Origin of the sequence: Yoonia sp. 2307UL14-13, assembly GCF_037572755.1 — a bacterium.
Classification (GTDB): domain Bacteria; phylum Pseudomonadota; class Alphaproteobacteria; order Rhodobacterales; family Rhodobacteraceae; genus Yoonia.
Genome location: NZ_JBBIFZ010000003.1, coordinates 47,718 through 63,860, shown reverse-complemented (window position 1 = coordinate 63,860; position 16,143 = coordinate 47,718). Strand labels below are relative to the sequence as shown.

Annotated in this window: 16 protein-coding genes; 6 read left to right on the top strand and 10 right to left on the bottom strand. The window is 59.6% G+C overall.

Features of this window, described 5'->3' with window-relative positions:
* Window positions 1-14 precede the first annotated feature (14 nt).
* Complete coding sequence (locus V8J85_RS09805) at window positions 15-686, top strand: DsbA family protein (protein WP_339953556.1); 672 nt, start codon at window positions 15-17, stop codon at window positions 684-686.
* Here the strand turns inward: V8J85_RS09805 and lpxK are convergent.
* The 7 genes from lpxK to V8J85_RS09770 all read right to left on the bottom strand — a co-directional run bounded on the left by lpxK (window position 683) and on the right by V8J85_RS09770 (window position 8,447).
* Complete coding sequence (gene lpxK / locus V8J85_RS09800) at window positions 683-1,702, bottom strand: tetraacyldisaccharide 4'-kinase (RefSeq protein WP_339953555.1); 1,020 nt, start codon at window positions 1,700-1,702, stop codon at window positions 683-685. The genes V8J85_RS09805 and lpxK overlap by 4 nt on opposite strands.
* Window positions 1,702-2,898 carry a 3-deoxy-D-manno-octulosonic acid transferase gene (locus V8J85_RS09795; protein WP_339953554.1) on the bottom strand — a complete coding sequence of 399 codons (1,197 nt, stop codon included), beginning with the start codon at window positions 2,896-2,898 and terminating at the stop codon, window positions 1,702-1,704. Before V8J85_RS09795 ends, lpxK begins: the two co-directional genes overlap by 1 nt.
* Window positions 2,899-2,907: 9 nt before the next feature.
* The gene (locus V8J85_RS09790; protein WP_339953553.1) at window positions 2,908-3,153 is read right to left on the bottom strand and encodes a DUF4170 domain-containing protein; all 246 of its coding nucleotides are present in this window, start codon (window positions 3,151-3,153) and stop codon (window positions 2,908-2,910) included.
* A 36-nt stretch (window positions 3,154-3,189) separates the two neighbouring features.
* On the bottom strand, window positions 3,190-3,978 hold the full coding sequence (locus V8J85_RS09785; protein WP_339953552.1) for a 3'(2'),5'-bisphosphate nucleotidase CysQ: 789 nt from the start codon (window positions 3,976-3,978) through the stop codon (window positions 3,190-3,192).
* A complete protein-coding gene (locus tag V8J85_RS09780; RefSeq protein ID WP_339953551.1) occupies window positions 3,965-5,311 on the bottom strand; it encodes a TldD/PmbA family protein in 1,347 nt (448 codons plus the stop codon). Before V8J85_RS09780 ends, V8J85_RS09785 begins: the two co-directional genes overlap by 14 nt.
* 52 nt (window positions 5,312-5,363) lie before the next feature.
* Window positions 5,364-6,875, bottom strand: coding sequence for a DUF2125 domain-containing protein (locus V8J85_RS09775; RefSeq protein ID WP_339953550.1), 1,512 nt, complete (start codon window positions 6,873-6,875; stop codon window positions 5,364-5,366).
* Window positions 6,876-6,944: 69 nt separating this feature from the next.
* Window positions 6,945-8,447: a DUF2125 domain-containing protein gene (locus V8J85_RS09770; protein ID WP_339953549.1), complete on the bottom strand. Its 1,503-nt coding sequence runs from the start codon at window positions 8,445-8,447 to the stop codon at window positions 6,945-6,947.
* Window positions 8,448-8,567: 120 nt separating this feature from the next.
* Here V8J85_RS09770 and V8J85_RS09765 point away from each other — a divergent pair, with 120 nt between their 5' ends.
* Genes V8J85_RS09765 through V8J85_RS09750 form a run of 4 tightly spaced genes read left to right on the top strand, consistent with a single transcriptional unit; the run spans window position 8,568 to window position 12,419 of the window.
* Window positions 8,568-9,326, top strand: a complete 759-nt coding sequence (locus V8J85_RS09765) for an SDR family oxidoreductase (RefSeq protein WP_339953548.1) — start codon at window positions 8,568-8,570, stop codon at window positions 9,324-9,326.
* Window positions 9,323-9,946, top strand: a complete 624-nt coding sequence (locus V8J85_RS09760) for an enoyl-CoA hydratase/isomerase family protein (RefSeq protein WP_339953547.1) — start codon at window positions 9,323-9,325, stop codon at window positions 9,944-9,946. The genes V8J85_RS09765 and V8J85_RS09760 overlap by 4 nt, the downstream gene beginning before the upstream one ends.
* A gap of 2 nt (window positions 9,947-9,948) precedes the next feature.
* Window positions 9,949-11,259: a mechanosensitive ion channel family protein gene (locus V8J85_RS09755; RefSeq protein WP_339953546.1), complete on the top strand. Its 1,311-nt coding sequence runs from the start codon at window positions 9,949-9,951 to the stop codon at window positions 11,257-11,259.
* Entirely contained in the window at window positions 11,256-12,419 is a 1,164-nt protein-coding gene (locus V8J85_RS09750; protein ID WP_339953545.1) for a TIGR03862 family flavoprotein, read from the top strand. The genes V8J85_RS09755 and V8J85_RS09750 overlap by 4 nt, the downstream gene beginning before the upstream one ends.
* Here the strand turns inward: V8J85_RS09750 and V8J85_RS09745 are convergent.
* Both V8J85_RS09745 and V8J85_RS09740 read right to left on the bottom strand, forming a co-directional pair.
* Complete coding sequence (locus V8J85_RS09745) at window positions 12,401-13,102, bottom strand: hypothetical protein (RefSeq protein WP_339953544.1); 702 nt, start codon at window positions 13,100-13,102, stop codon at window positions 12,401-12,403. The two genes, V8J85_RS09750 and V8J85_RS09745, sit on opposite strands and share 19 nt — an antisense overlap.
* Before the next feature lie 296 nt (window positions 13,103-13,398).
* Entirely contained in the window at window positions 13,399-14,646 is a 1,248-nt protein-coding gene (locus V8J85_RS09740) for a urate hydroxylase PuuD (protein WP_339953543.1), read from the bottom strand.
* 99 nt (window positions 14,647-14,745) lie between these two features.
* Here V8J85_RS09740 and V8J85_RS09735 point away from each other — a divergent pair, with 99 nt between their 5' ends.
* Window positions 14,746-15,678, top strand: a complete 933-nt coding sequence (locus tag V8J85_RS09735) for a LysR family transcriptional regulator (protein WP_339953542.1) — start codon at window positions 14,746-14,748, stop codon at window positions 15,676-15,678.
* On the opposite strand, the gene uraH is transcribed toward V8J85_RS09735, so the two are convergent.
* The gene (uraH, locus tag V8J85_RS09730) at window positions 15,663-16,016 is read right to left on the bottom strand and encodes a hydroxyisourate hydrolase (protein WP_339953541.1); all 354 of its coding nucleotides are present in this window, start codon (window positions 16,014-16,016) and stop codon (window positions 15,663-15,665) included. The two genes, V8J85_RS09735 and uraH, sit on opposite strands and share 16 nt — an antisense overlap.
* Window positions 16,017-16,143: the final 127 nt, after the last annotated feature.

The following is a 16,143-nucleotide window of genomic DNA, read 5'->3' as shown; positions in this document are numbered from 1 at the left end:
TCAGAGGTTTGAACATGCAAAGAAGAACCCTTTTGGCCGCTGGTGGCGGTGCTCTGCTGGCGCTTGGTGGCGGTGGTATCCTGTTGAACCGGCGCAATGCCGATCCCGAGAGCCTGCTGCCTGGTGCGGCGCATGCGCAGGAAAGTGGCGGTGAACTGCCAGAGGTCGTCGAAATGGTGCTTGGCGATCCCGACGCCACGGTCGAGGTGATCGAATATGCCTCTTACACGTGCCCGCATTGTGCGTCGTTCCATGCCAATCAGTATCAGTCGATCAAGGCCAACTACATCGACACCGGCAAGATCCGGTTCGTCTATCGTGAGGTTTATTTCGACCGCCCGGGTCTTTGGGCCTCGATGATCGCGCGCTGCCCGGGCGATACCGATTTCTTTTTCAACGTCTCGAACCTGCTATATGAAAAGCAAAGCGAGTGGCTGGCGAGTGGCGATCCGGCGATCATCGTGCAGGACCTGCGCACGCTGGCGAAAACAGCCGGGCTGGACGATGCGACCCTGGATGCGTGCCTGAGCGATGGAGCCAAGGCCGAAAGCCTCTTCACGTGGTATCAGGCCAATGTCGAACGGGATGGCATCAATTCGACCCCGTCTTTCCTCATCGACGGTGAGAAGCACGGCAATATGACCTATGATGATTTCGCCGGCATTCTGGATGGCAAGTTGAGCTAGGATTTGGGTGCGGGCCCTTCTGGACCCGCCTCGCCAAGCCCGAGGTCGGCGAGGCACCGGTCCAGCGGTTCCCAATCATCTAGCTGTAGCCTGACCGGCAAGGTCAGCACGTTCATCCGAAACCGTTCCGGTAGACGGACAGCGTCTTTTTCTGTTGTGACCAACTGCGCGCGATGGGCGGTGGCATCCTGTTCAAGCCGCCGCATCAATGCCGGTGTCAGGGGCTGGTGATCGGCGAGGGACTTGGCTTTGACAATGTCGGCGCCAAGATCGCGCAAGGTATGGAAAAACTTTTCAGGGTGGCCGATCCCGGCAAAGGCGAAAAGGCGCATACCTTTCCACGGCATGCCGGTCGGCAAGGGGGCCAAATGCGCGGTGGTGTGCGGTTTCTGAACGGGCCAGGTTTCGTCAAAGCGGGCCTGCGCATCGGGCGGGCCGATCGACAGCACGATATCGGCGCGCGCGAGGCCCGTCGCAACGGGTTCGCGCAGGGGGCCAGCGGGCAGGACACGGCCATTGCCGAAACCGCGAGCGGCATCGACAACGACGATCGACAGGTTTTTGTGCACCGAGGGGTTTTGAAATCCGTCATCGAGGATGATCACGTCGGCGCCCGCCCCTTCCGCGGCCCGGACGCCCGCCGCGCGGTCCTTGGATACCCATGCGGGGGCGAAGGCAGAGAGCAATAGCGGTTCGTCGCCGGTTTGTGCGGCCCGGTGCGTTGTCGGGTCGACCGCCACCGGTCCGGTCAATGAACCGCCGTAGCCCCGGCTGACCACATGCACATCGTATCCCCACGCCGACAGACGCTGGACCAGGGCGATGGTCGTCGGCGTTTTGCCTGTTCCACCAGCATTGATGTTGCCCACGCAGATGATAGGTACGCTTGCGTGATATCCGGGCTGACGAAGCCGCCGCGCCGTGAGATGTGCGTACAGCGCGCCCATTGGGCGTAACACGGTGGAAATCAGGCCCGGCTTGTCCGGCGGTGTGAACCAGAAATCCGGCGCCCGCATTATTGGCCCAGTTCTTCCAGCCGTCGCTGCACGATCCTGACAATCCGATTGGTGACATCCGCCCCGCGCGATGTCACATCCCAGGCGGCATGTGCCAGGCGTGCCACCTTGTCGGTCGACAAGAGGGATTCAACCATTGGCCCCAGATCATTGCCCGAGCGGATCAGGCGCGAAGCGGCGGCTGCGTTCAGGCGTGCGGCGTGTTTCTGAAACGGCGCGATTTGCGGGCCATAAAGGACAGCAGAACCAAGCGCTGCGGGTTCGAAAGGGTCCCGGCAGCCGCCACCGTGCAACGTCCCGCCCAGGTAGCTGATCGGTGCAACGCGATACCACAGGCCCAGCTCTTCTCCGGTATCGACGATGTAGATCTGGGTCAGTTCGGTCGGGTCCGGTTCTTCGGATCGCAGCGTGACGTAGAACCCGGCCCCGCGCATGTTTTCCGCGAAATGCGCGGCATCGTCCGGGTCTTCGGGCACAACGATCAAAAGCAGGCGATGTGCGCGATGACTGGCGTCCCGTTGTGCGACGATCAGGTCGCCACAATCATTGCGCTGGGCGGCAGCGGCAAGCCAAACGGGTCGTGTTCCGATCACGTCGGCCAGTTCCTGTCTTTCATGCTCGCTACATGGCAGTGGGGGTGCGCAATCCTCCATCGGGCCGGTGACGCGCACGACCTCTTGCGGGGTCCCGGCCCTGATCAGACCTTCGGCTGCCGCCTGATCCAATGCCAGAACAGCCTCGAATTGCGACAGAAGCGATCGCATGGCGCCTGGCACCCAACCGCCCGCCACCTGTTCGAGCCCGTCGGCCGTTGCATCGACCAGCATGCAAGGCAATTTGGCCTTGTACCATTCATCCAACAGGATCGGATCAAGATCACCCCGCACCCAGATCGCCATGATCGGCTGCCAGTGCATGATGAATGTGCGGATGTTTTCGCGGCCCTTGGGTTCGGGCAAGGCGCGGTGGGCCAGTGACTTATCCCAATCCGCCATCGTGGCGATGACCTGCACCGGGTCACCGTCTTCGGTCAGGCGACGATTCAGCGTCTCGATCGGGGTCAACTGGTCTGGATGACTGCAACGCGCCCAGATGATCGTACCCGCAGGGCGGGGCGGTTGCGTGGACAACCGTTGCTTTGCATCCTGTTCACCAAGACCCGCAAGATATGCGGCGATAGAGAGCGATCGTGCCATTGGCGGTCTTTACGTGTCCAATTCCTCGGTCGGCGAGGCCTCTGTCTCTTCATCGCGGAGCCGGTGGATGTGGGCGATGAAATAGCGCATGTGCGCGTTATCGACCGTGCGCTGGGCCGCATTTTTCCAGGCGTCATAGGCGGCGGCGTAATTGGGGTACATACCGACCAGATCGATGTCGTCGACATCCTTGAAAGCGTTCTTCGTCGGATCGATCAGCTCGCCACCGAAGACGAGATGCAGACGTTGGGTCATGGTCAAACCTTTGTTGGAGTGCGCGTTGGCGATACTCTAGGCTGTGGCAACCGGCGGCTCAAGCCGATCCAGCAATGCGTTGTGCAGTTGCTGTCCGGCGCAGAGAACGCCGGGCACTTGCGGATGTGCGTTGTTGAAACGCAACGGATGTCCGTTTGGGTCGGTAACGACCGCGCCGGCCTCGGCCGCGATCAACGCGCCCGCGGCTATATCCCATTCCCAAGTGGGCAGCAGGGTGATCATCCCGTCAAAGCGGCCTTGGGCCACCAGGCAAAGCCGATAGGCCAGTGACGATCGGAAGGTGCGTTTTATGGGCGGCGTTCCACCGCGCCAGAACCGCGGGTCGAAATTCGGTTTCGCGCCCAATACGGTCGCGCCATCCAGAGCTGCGTTCGTCGCTATGACTGGTACACCATCAGCCGTGGCCCCGCCCCCCTTTTCAGCAGCGAACATGAGGTCCCGCACAGGCAGGTAGACGGCGGCGGCAATCGGGACGCCGTCTTCGACGACGGCGATCGAATGCGCCCAGTCCTTCCCGCCATCGATGAAAGCGCGGGTGCCGTCGATTGGATCAAGGATGAATTGCCGCTTGGTCCGTAGTCGTTCCGGATTATCTTCGGTTTCTTCGGACAGCCATCCATAGTCCGGGCGCGCGGCGCGCAGCCGGTCGTGCAGCATCGCATTCACCGCCAGATCGGCCGCCGTTACCGGCCCGGCGCCGTCTGGTTTTTCGGTGATATCGACGGCCTGCCGAAAATAGCCCAGCGCGATCTGACCCGCCGCCCGCGCCGCATCGACTAACAGCGCGAGGTCAGTTTCCGGCAAGCGTCATCCCCTCGATCAGCAGCGATGGTACGACACGCGAAAGATGGGCACGCGCGTCGTTGGCGGGTGTGATCGTCATCAACATGTCGCGCAGATTTCCCGCGATCGTGCATTCGTTGACGGGATAGGTAATTTCGCCGTTTTCGACCCAGAAGCCGCTCGCCCCGCGAGAGTAATCGCCCGTATTCGGGTTGATGGTCGAACCGATCAAGGAGGTGACAAGCAGGCCGGTTCCCATATCCGCCAAGAGTTCGGCTTGGGTTTGGTCGCCTTGGGTCAGGGTCACATTGGTGACACCTGGGGACGGGGGTGAGGATGTGCCGCGTACAGCGTTTGCTGTCTTGGTGACGTTCAGCTGTCGTGCCGTGGCGAGATCTGTGGTCCAGCCGGTCAGGATGCCGTCGTCGACGATTTTGCGGGATGCGGTTGCAAGCCCCTCGGCATCGAAAAGCCGTGATGAGGATGTGCGTTTCCGGTGTGGTTCTTCGGTCAGCGATATTCCTTTGGGCAGGATTTGTTCGCCCAGCTTGTCACGCAGCCAGCCGGACCCGCGTGCGATGACCTGCCCGTTGGTTGCCTGCAGGATGCTGCCGATCAGGGTGCTGGCGATCCGTTCATCGAACATGACGGGAAATGCGCCGGTTGGCGGTTTGCGTGCCCCGGCGCGGGCGACGGCCCGTTCCGCCGCGATCCGTCCGATGTCCGCGGCATCGCGCATGTCGGCGCCGAAGACGCGGCTGTCGTAGTCATAGTCGCGCTCCATCTCGGTGCCCGCACCGCTGATGGCGACGCAGGATAGCCCATGATCGGTGCGCGCATAGCCTGCGGAAAAACCGTTGGTGGCGGCGATATGGGCCTGCCTGTGGCCGTAGCCTGCGGCGGCGGATTGGACTTGCGAAATGCCTTTGTTTGCGAGCGCTGCGGCCTCTGCCCGGATTGCTGCGTCTTGCAGCGCTGCCGGGTCCGGTTCGTCGGATGGGTCGGACAATTCCAATGATTTGAGGTCGGTGTTGGTGGTCAGTTCGGACGGATCGGCGAGGCCGGCATAGGGATCCTCGGGGGCCTCTTTGGCCATGGCGACGGCGCGTTCGGCCATTTGCGCGATTGTGTCGGGTTTGTCGTCGGATGATGAGACGGATGCCTGACGCTGCCCGACAAGGACTCGCAGGCCCAGATCGATCCCTTCGGAGCGGTCGGCCTGTTCCAGCGCCCCTTCGCGGACGCGGATCGACAGGGATGTGCCGCGCACGGCGATCACGTCGGCGCCGTCGGCACCCGCCTTGCGGGCGGCGTCAAGCAGTTGTGCGGTGAGGTGGTCGAGCGGCGCGGTCATGGGCAATCCTTTGTTGCCCTTGACCTAATCCGGACGGCGGTGCCTCGCAAGTCTACCGAATGCGTTCGCCGTTCACGAGGACCTGGCCTTCGGGATTGACGGCGAGCGTCGATGTCAGCGTGTCGTCACCGGCGGGGCGGGTGAACATGCCCAGCATCATGCGGACACCGCCGAGGTCGGCGTCAGGCACCAGACCTGCGGCGCTGAGTTGATCGAGCAAGGCGTTGGCGCCCATGATCGTGATTTCGGCGTCACCTTCGGGGCGCGGGAGGCCATCGAAGGTTTCGGTGTCCGTCGCGTCGAATTCAAATGCACCAGTGCCCGTGGCATTGGCGCCCATTGCGTCGATGAGAAGGCTGTTGATGGTCAGGCTTTCCGGCATGAACGGGGGCTCGGGCGCGTCGAACGCGGTTTCGAGGTTGGCGAAATCCAGCAAGTCGACCTCGAGAATGACGTCGCTGACGATATCCAGCGCGACATTGATCGGGTCCCGGCTGATTGTACCGGTCGCATCGGCCATGTCCCACAATTCTTCATTCACGACCACGCCGGTCATGTCCAATGTCAAACCGACGGGCTGTGCCGTGTCGCGCGCCATCAGGGGCACCTGATAGGACACTGCCATGCGGTTCATGTTCACGTCGGCCAACAGATCGATGAACTCGCGCTCTTCGAACATGAACTGGATATCCGACACCTCGGCCTCGACAAAGAACCCGTCCTCGGAAAGGCGGAGGGCGGAGGAGCCGACCCCGGAGGAACTGGCGGTGCGCGTCATCACCTCGCCATCGAATGACGTGGTCGACTCATCGCGCGTGCCGTTCTGGGTGGTGGTCGCGTCGAAGAACATGCCATCCTGAATAGCGGCAGCAGGATTTATCAGATCAAAGCCGTTCGCGGGCAGTGCAGCAGCGAACGCGCCTGTAGTCGGCCCATATTCACCACTTCCCTCATCGGAAAAATCGTATCCGCCATCGCTCTGATAGCTATAGCGCATATCACCGGTTTCGCTTTCGCTGGTGATGCGCAGCAAGTCGCCTTCCTGAACGCGGGTGGTTTGGCTGTAGCCATCGCCGGTGATTTCGAACGATACCGTCACATCCTCGAAATCGATGTTCAGATCGACCGTCGCACCGATTGCACCCGCGCTGCGTTCATAGGTGATGTCGCCGGGTGTTCCCGTCGCGGTAGAGACAAAGTCGGCTTGTGTCACGAGGGCAGAAAATCGAAAATCCTCGATCATCGCCGGTTCGCTTTCTACGCTGAAATCAACGTCAAAACTCTTGGGCAGTTTCTGTGTGACGCTTCCGTCGTCTTCCTCGATCATGGTCATCGGCGGCAGGCCGAAGGTGATGCGTCCGAAGTCGAACGGAAATTCGTAGGTCAGCCTGACATCATCGACAAAAACCGTGCTGCCATCGCGGGTTACCTCTGCGTCCAAGGTACCGCCGGTTGCCTGATACATGGCCGTGGTGTTGGCCCACACGTCATCTGCGGTAATGTCCGCTGCAGCATGCGTCGCAAGCATGGCGGTGGTCGAAGCGAGCAGTCCGATCAATCTCATCGCGATATCCTTTGTTTCAAATAAAAAGGGCGCGGTGATCTTTCACCGCGCCCCCATCCTTAGCCGAAGCTATCGCATCCGCTGGCCGTTAACCAGCACATGCCCTTCGCCATTGACCTCAAGTTTCGATTCCAACTGATCGTCACCGACCGAGCGGGCGAACATGCCCATCATCATCCGGCCGCCCATGATCTGATCTTCGGGGACAAGACCCATCGCGACAAGATTATCAAGCAGGGCGTTCAAACCGTTGACCTCAACCACGGCTTCGCCTTCGGGGCGCGGCATGCCGTCGAATGTCTCAAGATCGCTGTTGTCGAAAGTGAATTCACCCGACCCTGTGACCAGCGCGCCGGCCACGGCCAGACGCAGGTCGTTCAGTGAAAGTGACTCAAGCTCGAACGGCATGTCGGATTGCGCGATCTCAGAAGCCTGATCCGGGTCCATCAGATCGAACAGGGCCTTTGCCTTGCCGGATACGTCGAACTGGAACGTAGCAGGGTCGCGTGGAAGAACCTGACCAGCGTCGAACAGATCCCAGATCATGTCATTCACGGTCAGATCCACCAAATCGATCTTCATCCCGAAATCCTCGGGCTCTTCGGTTTTCCCAACCGGTGCCTCGACCGCGACACCGTATTTCGCGAGGCCGATTTCGACCGGGAACGGCATTTCCGATGCGGTCAGGTTGATCGACATGTCACTCGCTTCGACCGAATAGGCGATTTCCGAGATATCTATGTTGAAATCAAGAACCGTCGCGCCGTTGCTTGCCGAACCCGAGGCCTGATCGCCGTCGGCATTGAAATCAAACACATAGGCGGCGCTGTCGATGGTGTATCCACCTTTCATCGACATACCTTTCGAAAAGGCATCGTCGGGGTTTTCGAAATCAAGATCGGCGGGAATGGTCATATCGGCCTGCATGGCCATATTTTCCAGCTTGCCACTGCCGGTCACGTACTCACCCGCGGCGCCCGGAATTTCAAAATCGACGAGAATGTCGAGCGAGGCGATTTTCAGGTCGTAGGACAGGTCTCGGAGGTCTTCCCCGGAGGCTGTGTATTGACCGCTGAAGTCATTCGCGACCAGTTCGGCATCGCCGGTGACAGTCACGTCGCCATCCACCATGTCCCGAAACGCGATGCCATAGCTGTCAGCGGAGACTTCATAATTCATCGCATCGGGGTCGCCGCTGACGATCATGCTCATCCCCGATTGCGTCACGTCAAGCGTGATGACGCCGCCATCGGGGTTGGTCAGAATGACGGGATAGCTTTCGGCCATCGTGACGCTGACTGTGCCATCGCCCTGTTCGGTAAAGACCAGATCGCCCATGCTGGCTTCGACCTTGATGTCGCCGTCATCGATCGTCGCCTTCAGATCGCTGACGGTCAACGTGTCGCCGTCCACTTCCTCGGAACCGATGCTGATGCCGTCTTCACCGTAAAGGCCCATCTGTGTTTTCCAGTGGTCCCAGACCTGGGCCGCAGTGACATCGGCTTGCGCCGTGCCGCCGACAAATAGGGCGGCGATGCAAACGGCGCTGCGCAGCGGTGTCGAGTAAGTCATGCGAATACCTTTCGTTATGTATCTTTCGGACTGATCCAAGCGGACCTACTATGGTGCTTGGGGCCGGATTTGACGAGTCTGTACCTAGTTGCCCTTGCGGCAGATCGAAAGGGATAAACCATGAAAAACATCAATATGGTCGGGAAAACCGTACTCATCACCGGGGCCAGCCGCGGGATCGGCGCGGCGGCGGCGCGCGCCTTTGCAGCAGCCGGCGCGCAGGTCGCCCTGGTGGCGCGTGACGTGGACAAAATCGCCGAGATTGCGGGCGAAATCGGTGAAAAGGCGCTGGCCATCCCTTGCGATGTATCCCGCCAGTCCGAGGTCGATGCCGCAGTTGCTGCAACGGGCAAGACGTTCGGTGGTCTTGATGTTCTGATCAACAATGCAGGGATCATCGACCCGATCGGACATCTGTCGGATATCGACACGGGAGCGTGGGAACGCACGATCGACGTCAACCTCAAGGGCGTGATGTATGGTATGCACGCCGTGATGCCGGGCATGATCGCGCAGGGGCACGGTACGATCATCAACATCTCGTCCGGCGCGGCGCACGGCCCCGTCGAAGGCTGGTCGGCTTATTGTACGTCCAAGGCTGGCGTCTACATGCTCACCCGGATGGGTGACAAAGAGGGCCGGGACAAGGGTTTGCGCGTATTGGGCCTGTCGCCGGGCACGGTCGCCACCGATATGCAGCGCGAGATCAAGGCGTCGGGCATCAACCCGGTCAGCCAGCTGGATTGGTCGGTGCATATCCCGCCCGAATGGCCCGCGCAGGCATTGTTGTGGATGTGCACGCCGGAGGCGGATGCGCATCTGGGTACGGATGTCAGCCTGCGTGAGGATGACATTCGGCAAAAGGTCGGTCTTGTATGATCCGCGTCGATCACCTGGGCGATGTCTGCACGATCACACTGGATCGCCCGGACAAGGCCAATGCGCTGACCCGGGAAATGCTGCTGGACGTCGCGGTGGCGGTCGATCAGGCGGCGGGCACGAAGGCCCTGATCCTGACGGGCACTGGTCGTGTATTCAGCGCAGGTGCCGATCTGGAGGCGACGAAGGCGGGGTTGGCGACTGATCCGGCGTGGGAAAAAGCCTCGGGCGCGATCGCGGGGTTCGACGGCTTGACCGTTGCAGCCCTGAACGGCACGGTTGCGGGTGGTGCGTTTGGTGTGGTGCTGGCCTGCGATATGCGGCTGGCTGTGCCGAACGCGAATTTCTTTTATCCGGTGATGAAGATGGGTTTCTTACCCCAGCCCTCTGACCCGGGACGTATGGCGGCGTTGATCGGGCCGAGCCGGGCCAAGATGATCCTGATGAGTGGGCAGAAAATCAGCGCGGAAGAGGCGCTGTCTTGGGGCCTGATCGACCGCATCGTGCCGCAGGATGATTTGATCGTGCGGGCCCAAGACCTTTGCCGCGATGCGCTGACAGCAGAGGCTGGCCACATCGCGCGAATCAAGCATATGATCCCCCGTATTTCAGAGGGCTGATTATGTTGAGCGATAATCCATTGGTCGCGCAGGGGCTGGACTATTTCAACCAAGGCACGGCGCTTGCACAGGAATGGCTGTTATCGCCCGCCGCGTGGTCACAGTTCGGCTTGTTGGTCGGTGCCTATCTGCTGGCGCGGATCGCGAACGGTGTCATCACCCCGCGGATCAGATCGCTTTTGACGCCCGCCGCCGAAAGCCGTTCTTTGCTGGCAAGTGGACGCCGGTTCCTGCTGATCTTTCTGCCGCTTCTCTTGCCGCTGCTGGCATATGGTTTCACCGCAATCGGCGAGGGAATCACGAGGTCGCTTTTCGGGTCCGGTGAGGTTATCGCTTTTGGTAAGCGGTTCTTTCTGTTTCTTGCCGCGCGTGCCCTGGCAAAACGGATCGTCACCGATCCGTTTCTCAAGCTATTGGCGAAATACGTTCTTGTGCCTGTCGCGGCACTTTATGCGGTTGGCTTGCTGGATACGGTATTGGCTGCTTTGGAAAGCACGGTTGTCCAGCTTGGCAATATCAGCTTTTCCGCGCTTGCCATTATTCGCGGCGCGATCGCGGGCAGTTTGCTGTTCTGGCTTGGCCAATGGTCGAACACCCAATCGACGGCCTATATCGAACAGCAGGAGATGCGACCCGCGATCCGGCAGTTGATCGTCAAGGCTGCGGAGTTCGCGATCTTCGGCATCGCGTTCCTTTTGCTCATGAACATCATGGGGATCAGCCTGACATCGCTGGCGGTGATTGGTGGTGCCGTCGGCGTCGGGCTTGGGTTTGGGCTGCAAAAGATTGCGTCGAATTTCATCTCTGGCGTGATCCTGTTGGTCGAGGGTCAGGCGACCGTCGGTGATTACATCGAACTGGACGGGGGTGAGGCGGGCACGATCATCAAGATGATGGCCCGTGCGACGATCCTTGAAACATTCGATGGTCGCTGGATCGTCGTCCCGAACGAGGATTTCATCACCACAAGGGTCGTCAATTATTCCGATAGCGGCTCGGCCAATCGGCTGGAGGTCGATTTTTCGGTCAGCTACGACACCGACATCAACAAGGTGCCCGCGATCATCGAGGCTGCGGTGGCCAAACACCCCGAGGTGCTGGATGACCCCGAAGGCCCGGATTGCGAGTTGCGTGGTTTCGGTGACAGCGGGATCGATTTTGGTGTCGAATTCTGGGTGAATGGGATTGATGACGGCAAGAACAAGTTTGCGTCGGATGTGCTGTTCCTGATCTGGAATGCGCTGAAAGATAACAACATCGAAATTCCCTATCCGCAGCGTGTGGTTGAACTGAAAGGCAGCCTACCCACGTGACAGGGGCCGTTGTCATTGGCGCAGGCCCCGCTGGGTTGATGGCGGCGGATGTGATGTCGGCCGCGGGTATGGCGGTGACGGTTGCGGACGCGATGCCGTCATTCGGGCGGAAGTTTCTGATGGCGGGTAAATCAGGGCTGAACCTGACCAAGAATGAGCCTTTGGCGGTTGCGCTAGCGGCATATCCGAGTGCGCCCCCGGCCTTGCGCGATGCGATCTCGGATTTTGGTCCGATGGAGGTGATGGGCTGGGCCGAGGGGTTGGGGCAAGAGTTGTTCACCGGCTCGACAGGGCGGGTGTTTCCCACAGTAATGAAAGCATCGCCGTTATTGCGGGCATGGCTCGCACGGCTTGACGCGCAGGGTGTCATACGCCGAACGCGCTGGCGTTGGCAGGGATGGCAGGAGGGTGCAGTATCCTTTGCAACGCCCGACGGTGTCGTGCAGGTGAAACCCGGCGTGACTGTGTTGGCAATGGGCGGCGCCAGTTGGGCGCGTCTGGGGTCGGATGGGCGCTGGGCGGATCATATGCGCAACGCCGTATCACCCTTCGCTCCGGCGAATATGGGGTTTGTCGTGTCTTGGTCCGACCATATGCGCCGGTTCTTTGGGCATCCGATCAAATCCATCGCGCTCCATGCGGGCGATCTGACGTCGCGGGGCGAATGCATCATTTCGGAAAAGGGCCTGGAAGGCGGCGGCATTTATGCCGTATCGCGTGCGGTGCGTGACGGCGCGCCGCTGACGGTCGATCTGCTGCCGGATTGGCCAATGGACCGGGTCGTGGCGGCTTTACAAAGGTCACGCGGCAAGGCCAGCCTGTCGAACCATCTGCGCAGAGTGCTGCGCCTTGACCCCGCCCGCCTTGCCCTTTTGTCCGAGTTCGGACGGCCATTTCCCAATGACCTCGGGCCTTTGGTCAAGGCCTTACCGATCCGTCATGCTGGTCCGCTACCGATCGATCAGGCGATATCGACAGCCGGTGGCGTGCGGTTCGATGCACTGACCGATGATTTCATGCTGCGCGACCTTCCCGGTGTTTTTTGCGCGGGCGAGATGCTGGATTGGGAGGCGCCGACCGGGGGTTATCTTTTGACCGGATGCCTCGCGACGGGCCGGGTGGCGGCACTTGGGGCGATCCGTTACGCGACCGACCGGTAAGGTATGACTGTGTCATCCACCACGGGCAAAGAGCGGAGTGGCCGCTGGCAATCCTGCATCCGGTAACGCAGCAGATCGTGCCGATAACGCTGTCGAATCAGCGCCCAGCTTTCGCTGTCGTAAAGCCGGGCAAGTCGTTGGCCCGTCGGTTCATGCACGGTGCGGTCACCGAAGGCCGGCGAAATCCCGATCTTGTCGAAGACCGTCGTCAACTCTTCCGCCGCTGCATCGGCGCGCACGGTATGCGTCACGTGAGGGCCGCACCAATGTTCGGCGGACCAGGCGCCGAAGCGACGCCAGCGCGCGCTGCCACGATAGCCCGCGCCAAGACCATCGGGGCGGGTCATCCGCAACCATCTTCCGAATCTCGGAATATCGATTCCCACATGGTCGCGCATCCGCCACAGCGGATCGGTCATGGCGATCCGATAATAGAGCTGCGCCATCTTGGCGTAGGGATTTCGGATGATGGCGATACGGGTGTAGTCGCCGAAATTCAGGCCCTGCACATCAAATGCCAATCTGGCCTCGGCCGGTGACATGCCGTGGAAGAACGGTATGCCGGCATTGCCGTTGCGGCTGGACGCGACGGGCTGATCCAGCCACGGACGCAGGGCCGGGCCGACCCACGGGCAGGCATTCAAGGGGTCCGGAAACAGGACGAACTGATAACGATGTGACACAAACATACCCTGAGTTGAAAATCATTTAGGTTAATAACCGGTTGATTTGGGGGCGCTGCATTAGTGGATTGATGCTGCGGAACGTCAGGGCGGTACATTGCCCGGGTCAGGGCCGCTTAATATGCTCAATAGCCCGAAAGCCTTTGGCAACTTTTGCGTCGCAACATGCGGCCGGGTAAAACGATCACGTTTGAAAGGTGCCTGGTGCGGCATGGCCAACCTCAAAACGCTGAAATCGGCCCAAAGAACCGATCGATGCAGCAATTCCGTGCGATCACACCGAAGTGCACCGTGATCTATTCCGAAATTGGATTGGCGCGGCCTTCCCGAACCCATGCCACAAGTGTCTTGCGGGCCTCGTCCGTCATCTGGATCGCATTTGGGGGCGGCATCGCGTGGCTGACCCCTGCCTGCAGAAAGATCGCCTCTGCATGGCGGGCCACGTCTGCTTCGGTTTCAAGATGAACGCCCTTGGGCGCCCACTGCATGCTTCCCCAGGCAGGTTCGCGGGCATGACACATGGAGCAATTCCCGATCACCGTATTGTACGCGTCATCGAATGAGGCAGCAGTCGCGAACTGTTGTTCATAAGGTGTCAGCTCTGCTGATTCCAGCGTATCATAGTCACCATTCCATGTAGACGCTGTCGACAGCCAGGCGATCAAGATCATCAAAAGAACGGTGACGCCCCATGTCCAGTGTGGCCCTTTGCCGGTCGCGTGCATTGTATTGAAGTAATGCCTAACCGTGACGCCCGTCAGGAATATCAATGACGCGATAATCCAGGCATATTCCGTTCCGAACGACAGCGGGTAATGGTTCGACAACATCAAAAAAACCACGGGTAGCGTCAGGTAGTTGTTATGGGTCGAACGGACCTTGGCGATCTTGCCGTATTTTGCATCCGGTATGCGGCCCGCCTTGAGATCTTCGACAACGATCCGTTGGTTCGGCATGATCTGAAAGAACACGTTTGCTGTCATGATCGTGGCGGTGAAGGCGCCAAGATGCAGCAGGGCGGCACGACCGGTAAAGATCTGGTTATAGCCCCAGGACATGATGACAAGCATCACGAACAGCAGCACCATCAGAAGGGTAGGGGTATCAGCCAGTTTTGATTTGCAGGCGGCATCATAAATCAGCCATCCGATGGTCAGTGACCCGGCTGAAATCAGGATGCCCTGCCACAGCGCAAGGTCAGCTTTCGTGGGATCCAGCAGATAAAGCTCACCGCCGACCCAGTAGATGATCATCAAAAGTACCGCGCCAGAGAGCCATGTCGCGTAACTTTGCCATTTGTGCCAGGTCAGATGTTCAGGCATTCGCGTCGGAGCGACGAGGTATTTGACCGTATGATAGAAACCACCGCCGTGGACCTCCCATTCTTCACCATAGGCGCCGTCGGGCAGGTCTTCATTCGGTTTCAGCATCAGGTCGAGCGCGATGAAATAGAACGATGCCCCGATCCAGGCCATTGCGGTGATGACGTGGAGCCAACGAACGCTGAAAGCGATCCAATCCCACAAAATGGCGACGTCATACATCGTAGCTCTCCCTCGAATCCGGTCTGGTCCACACTAGGCGAGAATAAATTCTTCTGGTACGACCGCCTAACACCAAGCAGTCTCAAGAAAAGCTGAACAATGTCATATCTTGATAATATCCGTACGTTTGTGCGCGTATATGAGCTGGGCAGCATGTCGGCGGCGGGGCGCGATTTGCGCATCTCTCCTGCGTTGACGTCGTCGCGCATTTCACAACTGGAAGAGAAGCTGAGTGTGCGCCTGTTTCGCCGGACAACCCGAAGCCTGACGCCCACAGAGCAGGGCAAGGCGTTCTATGGCGGGGCCTGCGAGGTATTGGACTCTGTCGAGGCGGCGGAAGCGCAGGTGATCAACATCACCGACAACCCCAAGGGATCGCTTTACGTGGCTGCGCCCCTTGGTGTCGGGCGGCGCCTGATCGCGCCACAAGTTCCTGCTTTCCTTGAAAAATACCCCGAGGTCAGCGTCAGGTTGCGTCTGACGGACAGAAAGGTCGATTTGACCACCGAAGGTCTGGACCTGTCATTTTTTCTGGGACAACCCGAAGACAGCACCCTGCGTATTCGCAAGATTGCCGATGTCGAACGGGTACTTTGTGCCTCATCTGAATATATCGAGGCGCGGGGCATGCCGCAGACGGGTGCGGACTTGATTGGTGAAGGGCATGAATGCCTAAACCTGCGGTTTCCCGGGGCGACTGAATTTCAATGGCCGCTTAGGGCCGATGGGGCGATCAGGAAATTCTCTGTGCAGGGCCGCTATGAGTCGGACGATGGCGATGTGCTGACCGATTGGGCGCTGGCAGGCCACGGGATCGCCATGAAGCCGGTTTTCGAGGTCGCAGAGCATATTGCTGCCGGGCGGCTGGTTCCGGTGGTAAAGCAAAATCCGCCAGAACCCATTCAGATGGCATGCCTTTTTACTCATCGACGGAGACAGGATCCCAAGGCCCGTCTTTTCATGGACTTTATGATCGACCGCATTTCCAAGGACATCCGAAATGCAACCATTCAGGCTCAGCTGCCCCGATAAGTGGAATAGCTGAACGGCGATAGCAAAAGCGGCACGTGATAGTGAGACGCCTCGGACATCCCAAAGCGCAGCGGGATCACGTCAAGGAAACGCGGGCTTTCAGCGGGAACGCCGCTGGTATCCAGATAGTCGCCTGCGTGAAACACCAACTCATAGATACCGGTCTTGAATTCAGTGGCAGGCAGGATCTGTTCGTCAGTCCGGCCATCATCGTTGGTCCTCAGCGTCTTGAGATGTGTGCGGGTATCACCGTCGATACTGAAAAGTTCAATTTTCAACCCTTCGGCCGGGCACCCGCGTGCGGTATCGAGAACATGTGTTGTCAAATATCCAGCCATCATAATCTCCTGCAACTTGGTTGACGGCTTATAGTCTACGCGGTCGTAAATCCGCAAAGACAAGCGCAGTTAGGGTCTTTCGTGTTTTTTTTTAAAATACATCCGATTGTTTTGACCTAGTGTCGCG

Excerpts from the sequence above, each read along its gene's own strand:
- V8J85_RS09805 (WP_339953556.1), top strand. The coding sequence starts at position 15 with ATGCAAAGAAGAACCCTTTTGGCCGCTGGTGGCGGTGCTCTGCTGGCG.
- lpxK (WP_339953555.1), bottom strand. The coding sequence starts at position 1,702 with ATGCGGGCGCCGGATTTCTGGTTCACACCGCCGGACAAGCCGGGCCTG.
- V8J85_RS09795 (WP_339953554.1), bottom strand. The coding sequence starts at position 2,898 with ATGGCACGATCGCTCTCTATCGCCGCATATCTTGCGGGTCTTGGTGAA.
- V8J85_RS09790 (WP_339953553.1), bottom strand. The coding sequence starts at position 3,153 with ATGACCCAACGTCTGCATCTCGTCTTCGGTGGCGAGCTGATCGATCCG.
- V8J85_RS09780 (WP_339953551.1), bottom strand. The coding sequence starts at position 5,311 with ATGACCGCGCCGCTCGACCACCTCACCGCACAACTGCTTGACGCCGCC.
- V8J85_RS09775 (WP_339953550.1), bottom strand. The coding sequence starts at position 6,875 with ATGAGATTGATCGGACTGCTCGCTTCGACCACCGCCATGCTTGCGACG.
- V8J85_RS09770 (WP_339953549.1), bottom strand. The coding sequence starts at position 8,447 with ATGACTTACTCGACACCGCTGCGCAGCGCCGTTTGCATCGCCGCCCTA.
- V8J85_RS09765 (WP_339953548.1), top strand. The coding sequence starts at position 8,568 with ATGAAAAACATCAATATGGTCGGGAAAACCGTACTCATCACCGGGGCC.
- V8J85_RS09760 (WP_339953547.1), top strand. The coding sequence starts at position 9,323 with ATGATCCGCGTCGATCACCTGGGCGATGTCTGCACGATCACACTGGAT.
- V8J85_RS09755 (WP_339953546.1), top strand. The coding sequence starts at position 9,949 with ATGTTGAGCGATAATCCATTGGTCGCGCAGGGGCTGGACTATTTCAAC.
- V8J85_RS09740 (WP_339953543.1), bottom strand. The coding sequence starts at position 14,646 with ATGTATGACGTCGCCATTTTGTGGGATTGGATCGCTTTCAGCGTTCGT.
- V8J85_RS09735 (WP_339953542.1), top strand. The coding sequence starts at position 14,746 with ATGTCATATCTTGATAATATCCGTACGTTTGTGCGCGTATATGAGCTG.
- uraH (WP_339953541.1), bottom strand. The coding sequence starts at position 16,016 with ATGGCTGGATATTTGACAACACATGTTCTCGATACCGCACGCGGGTGC.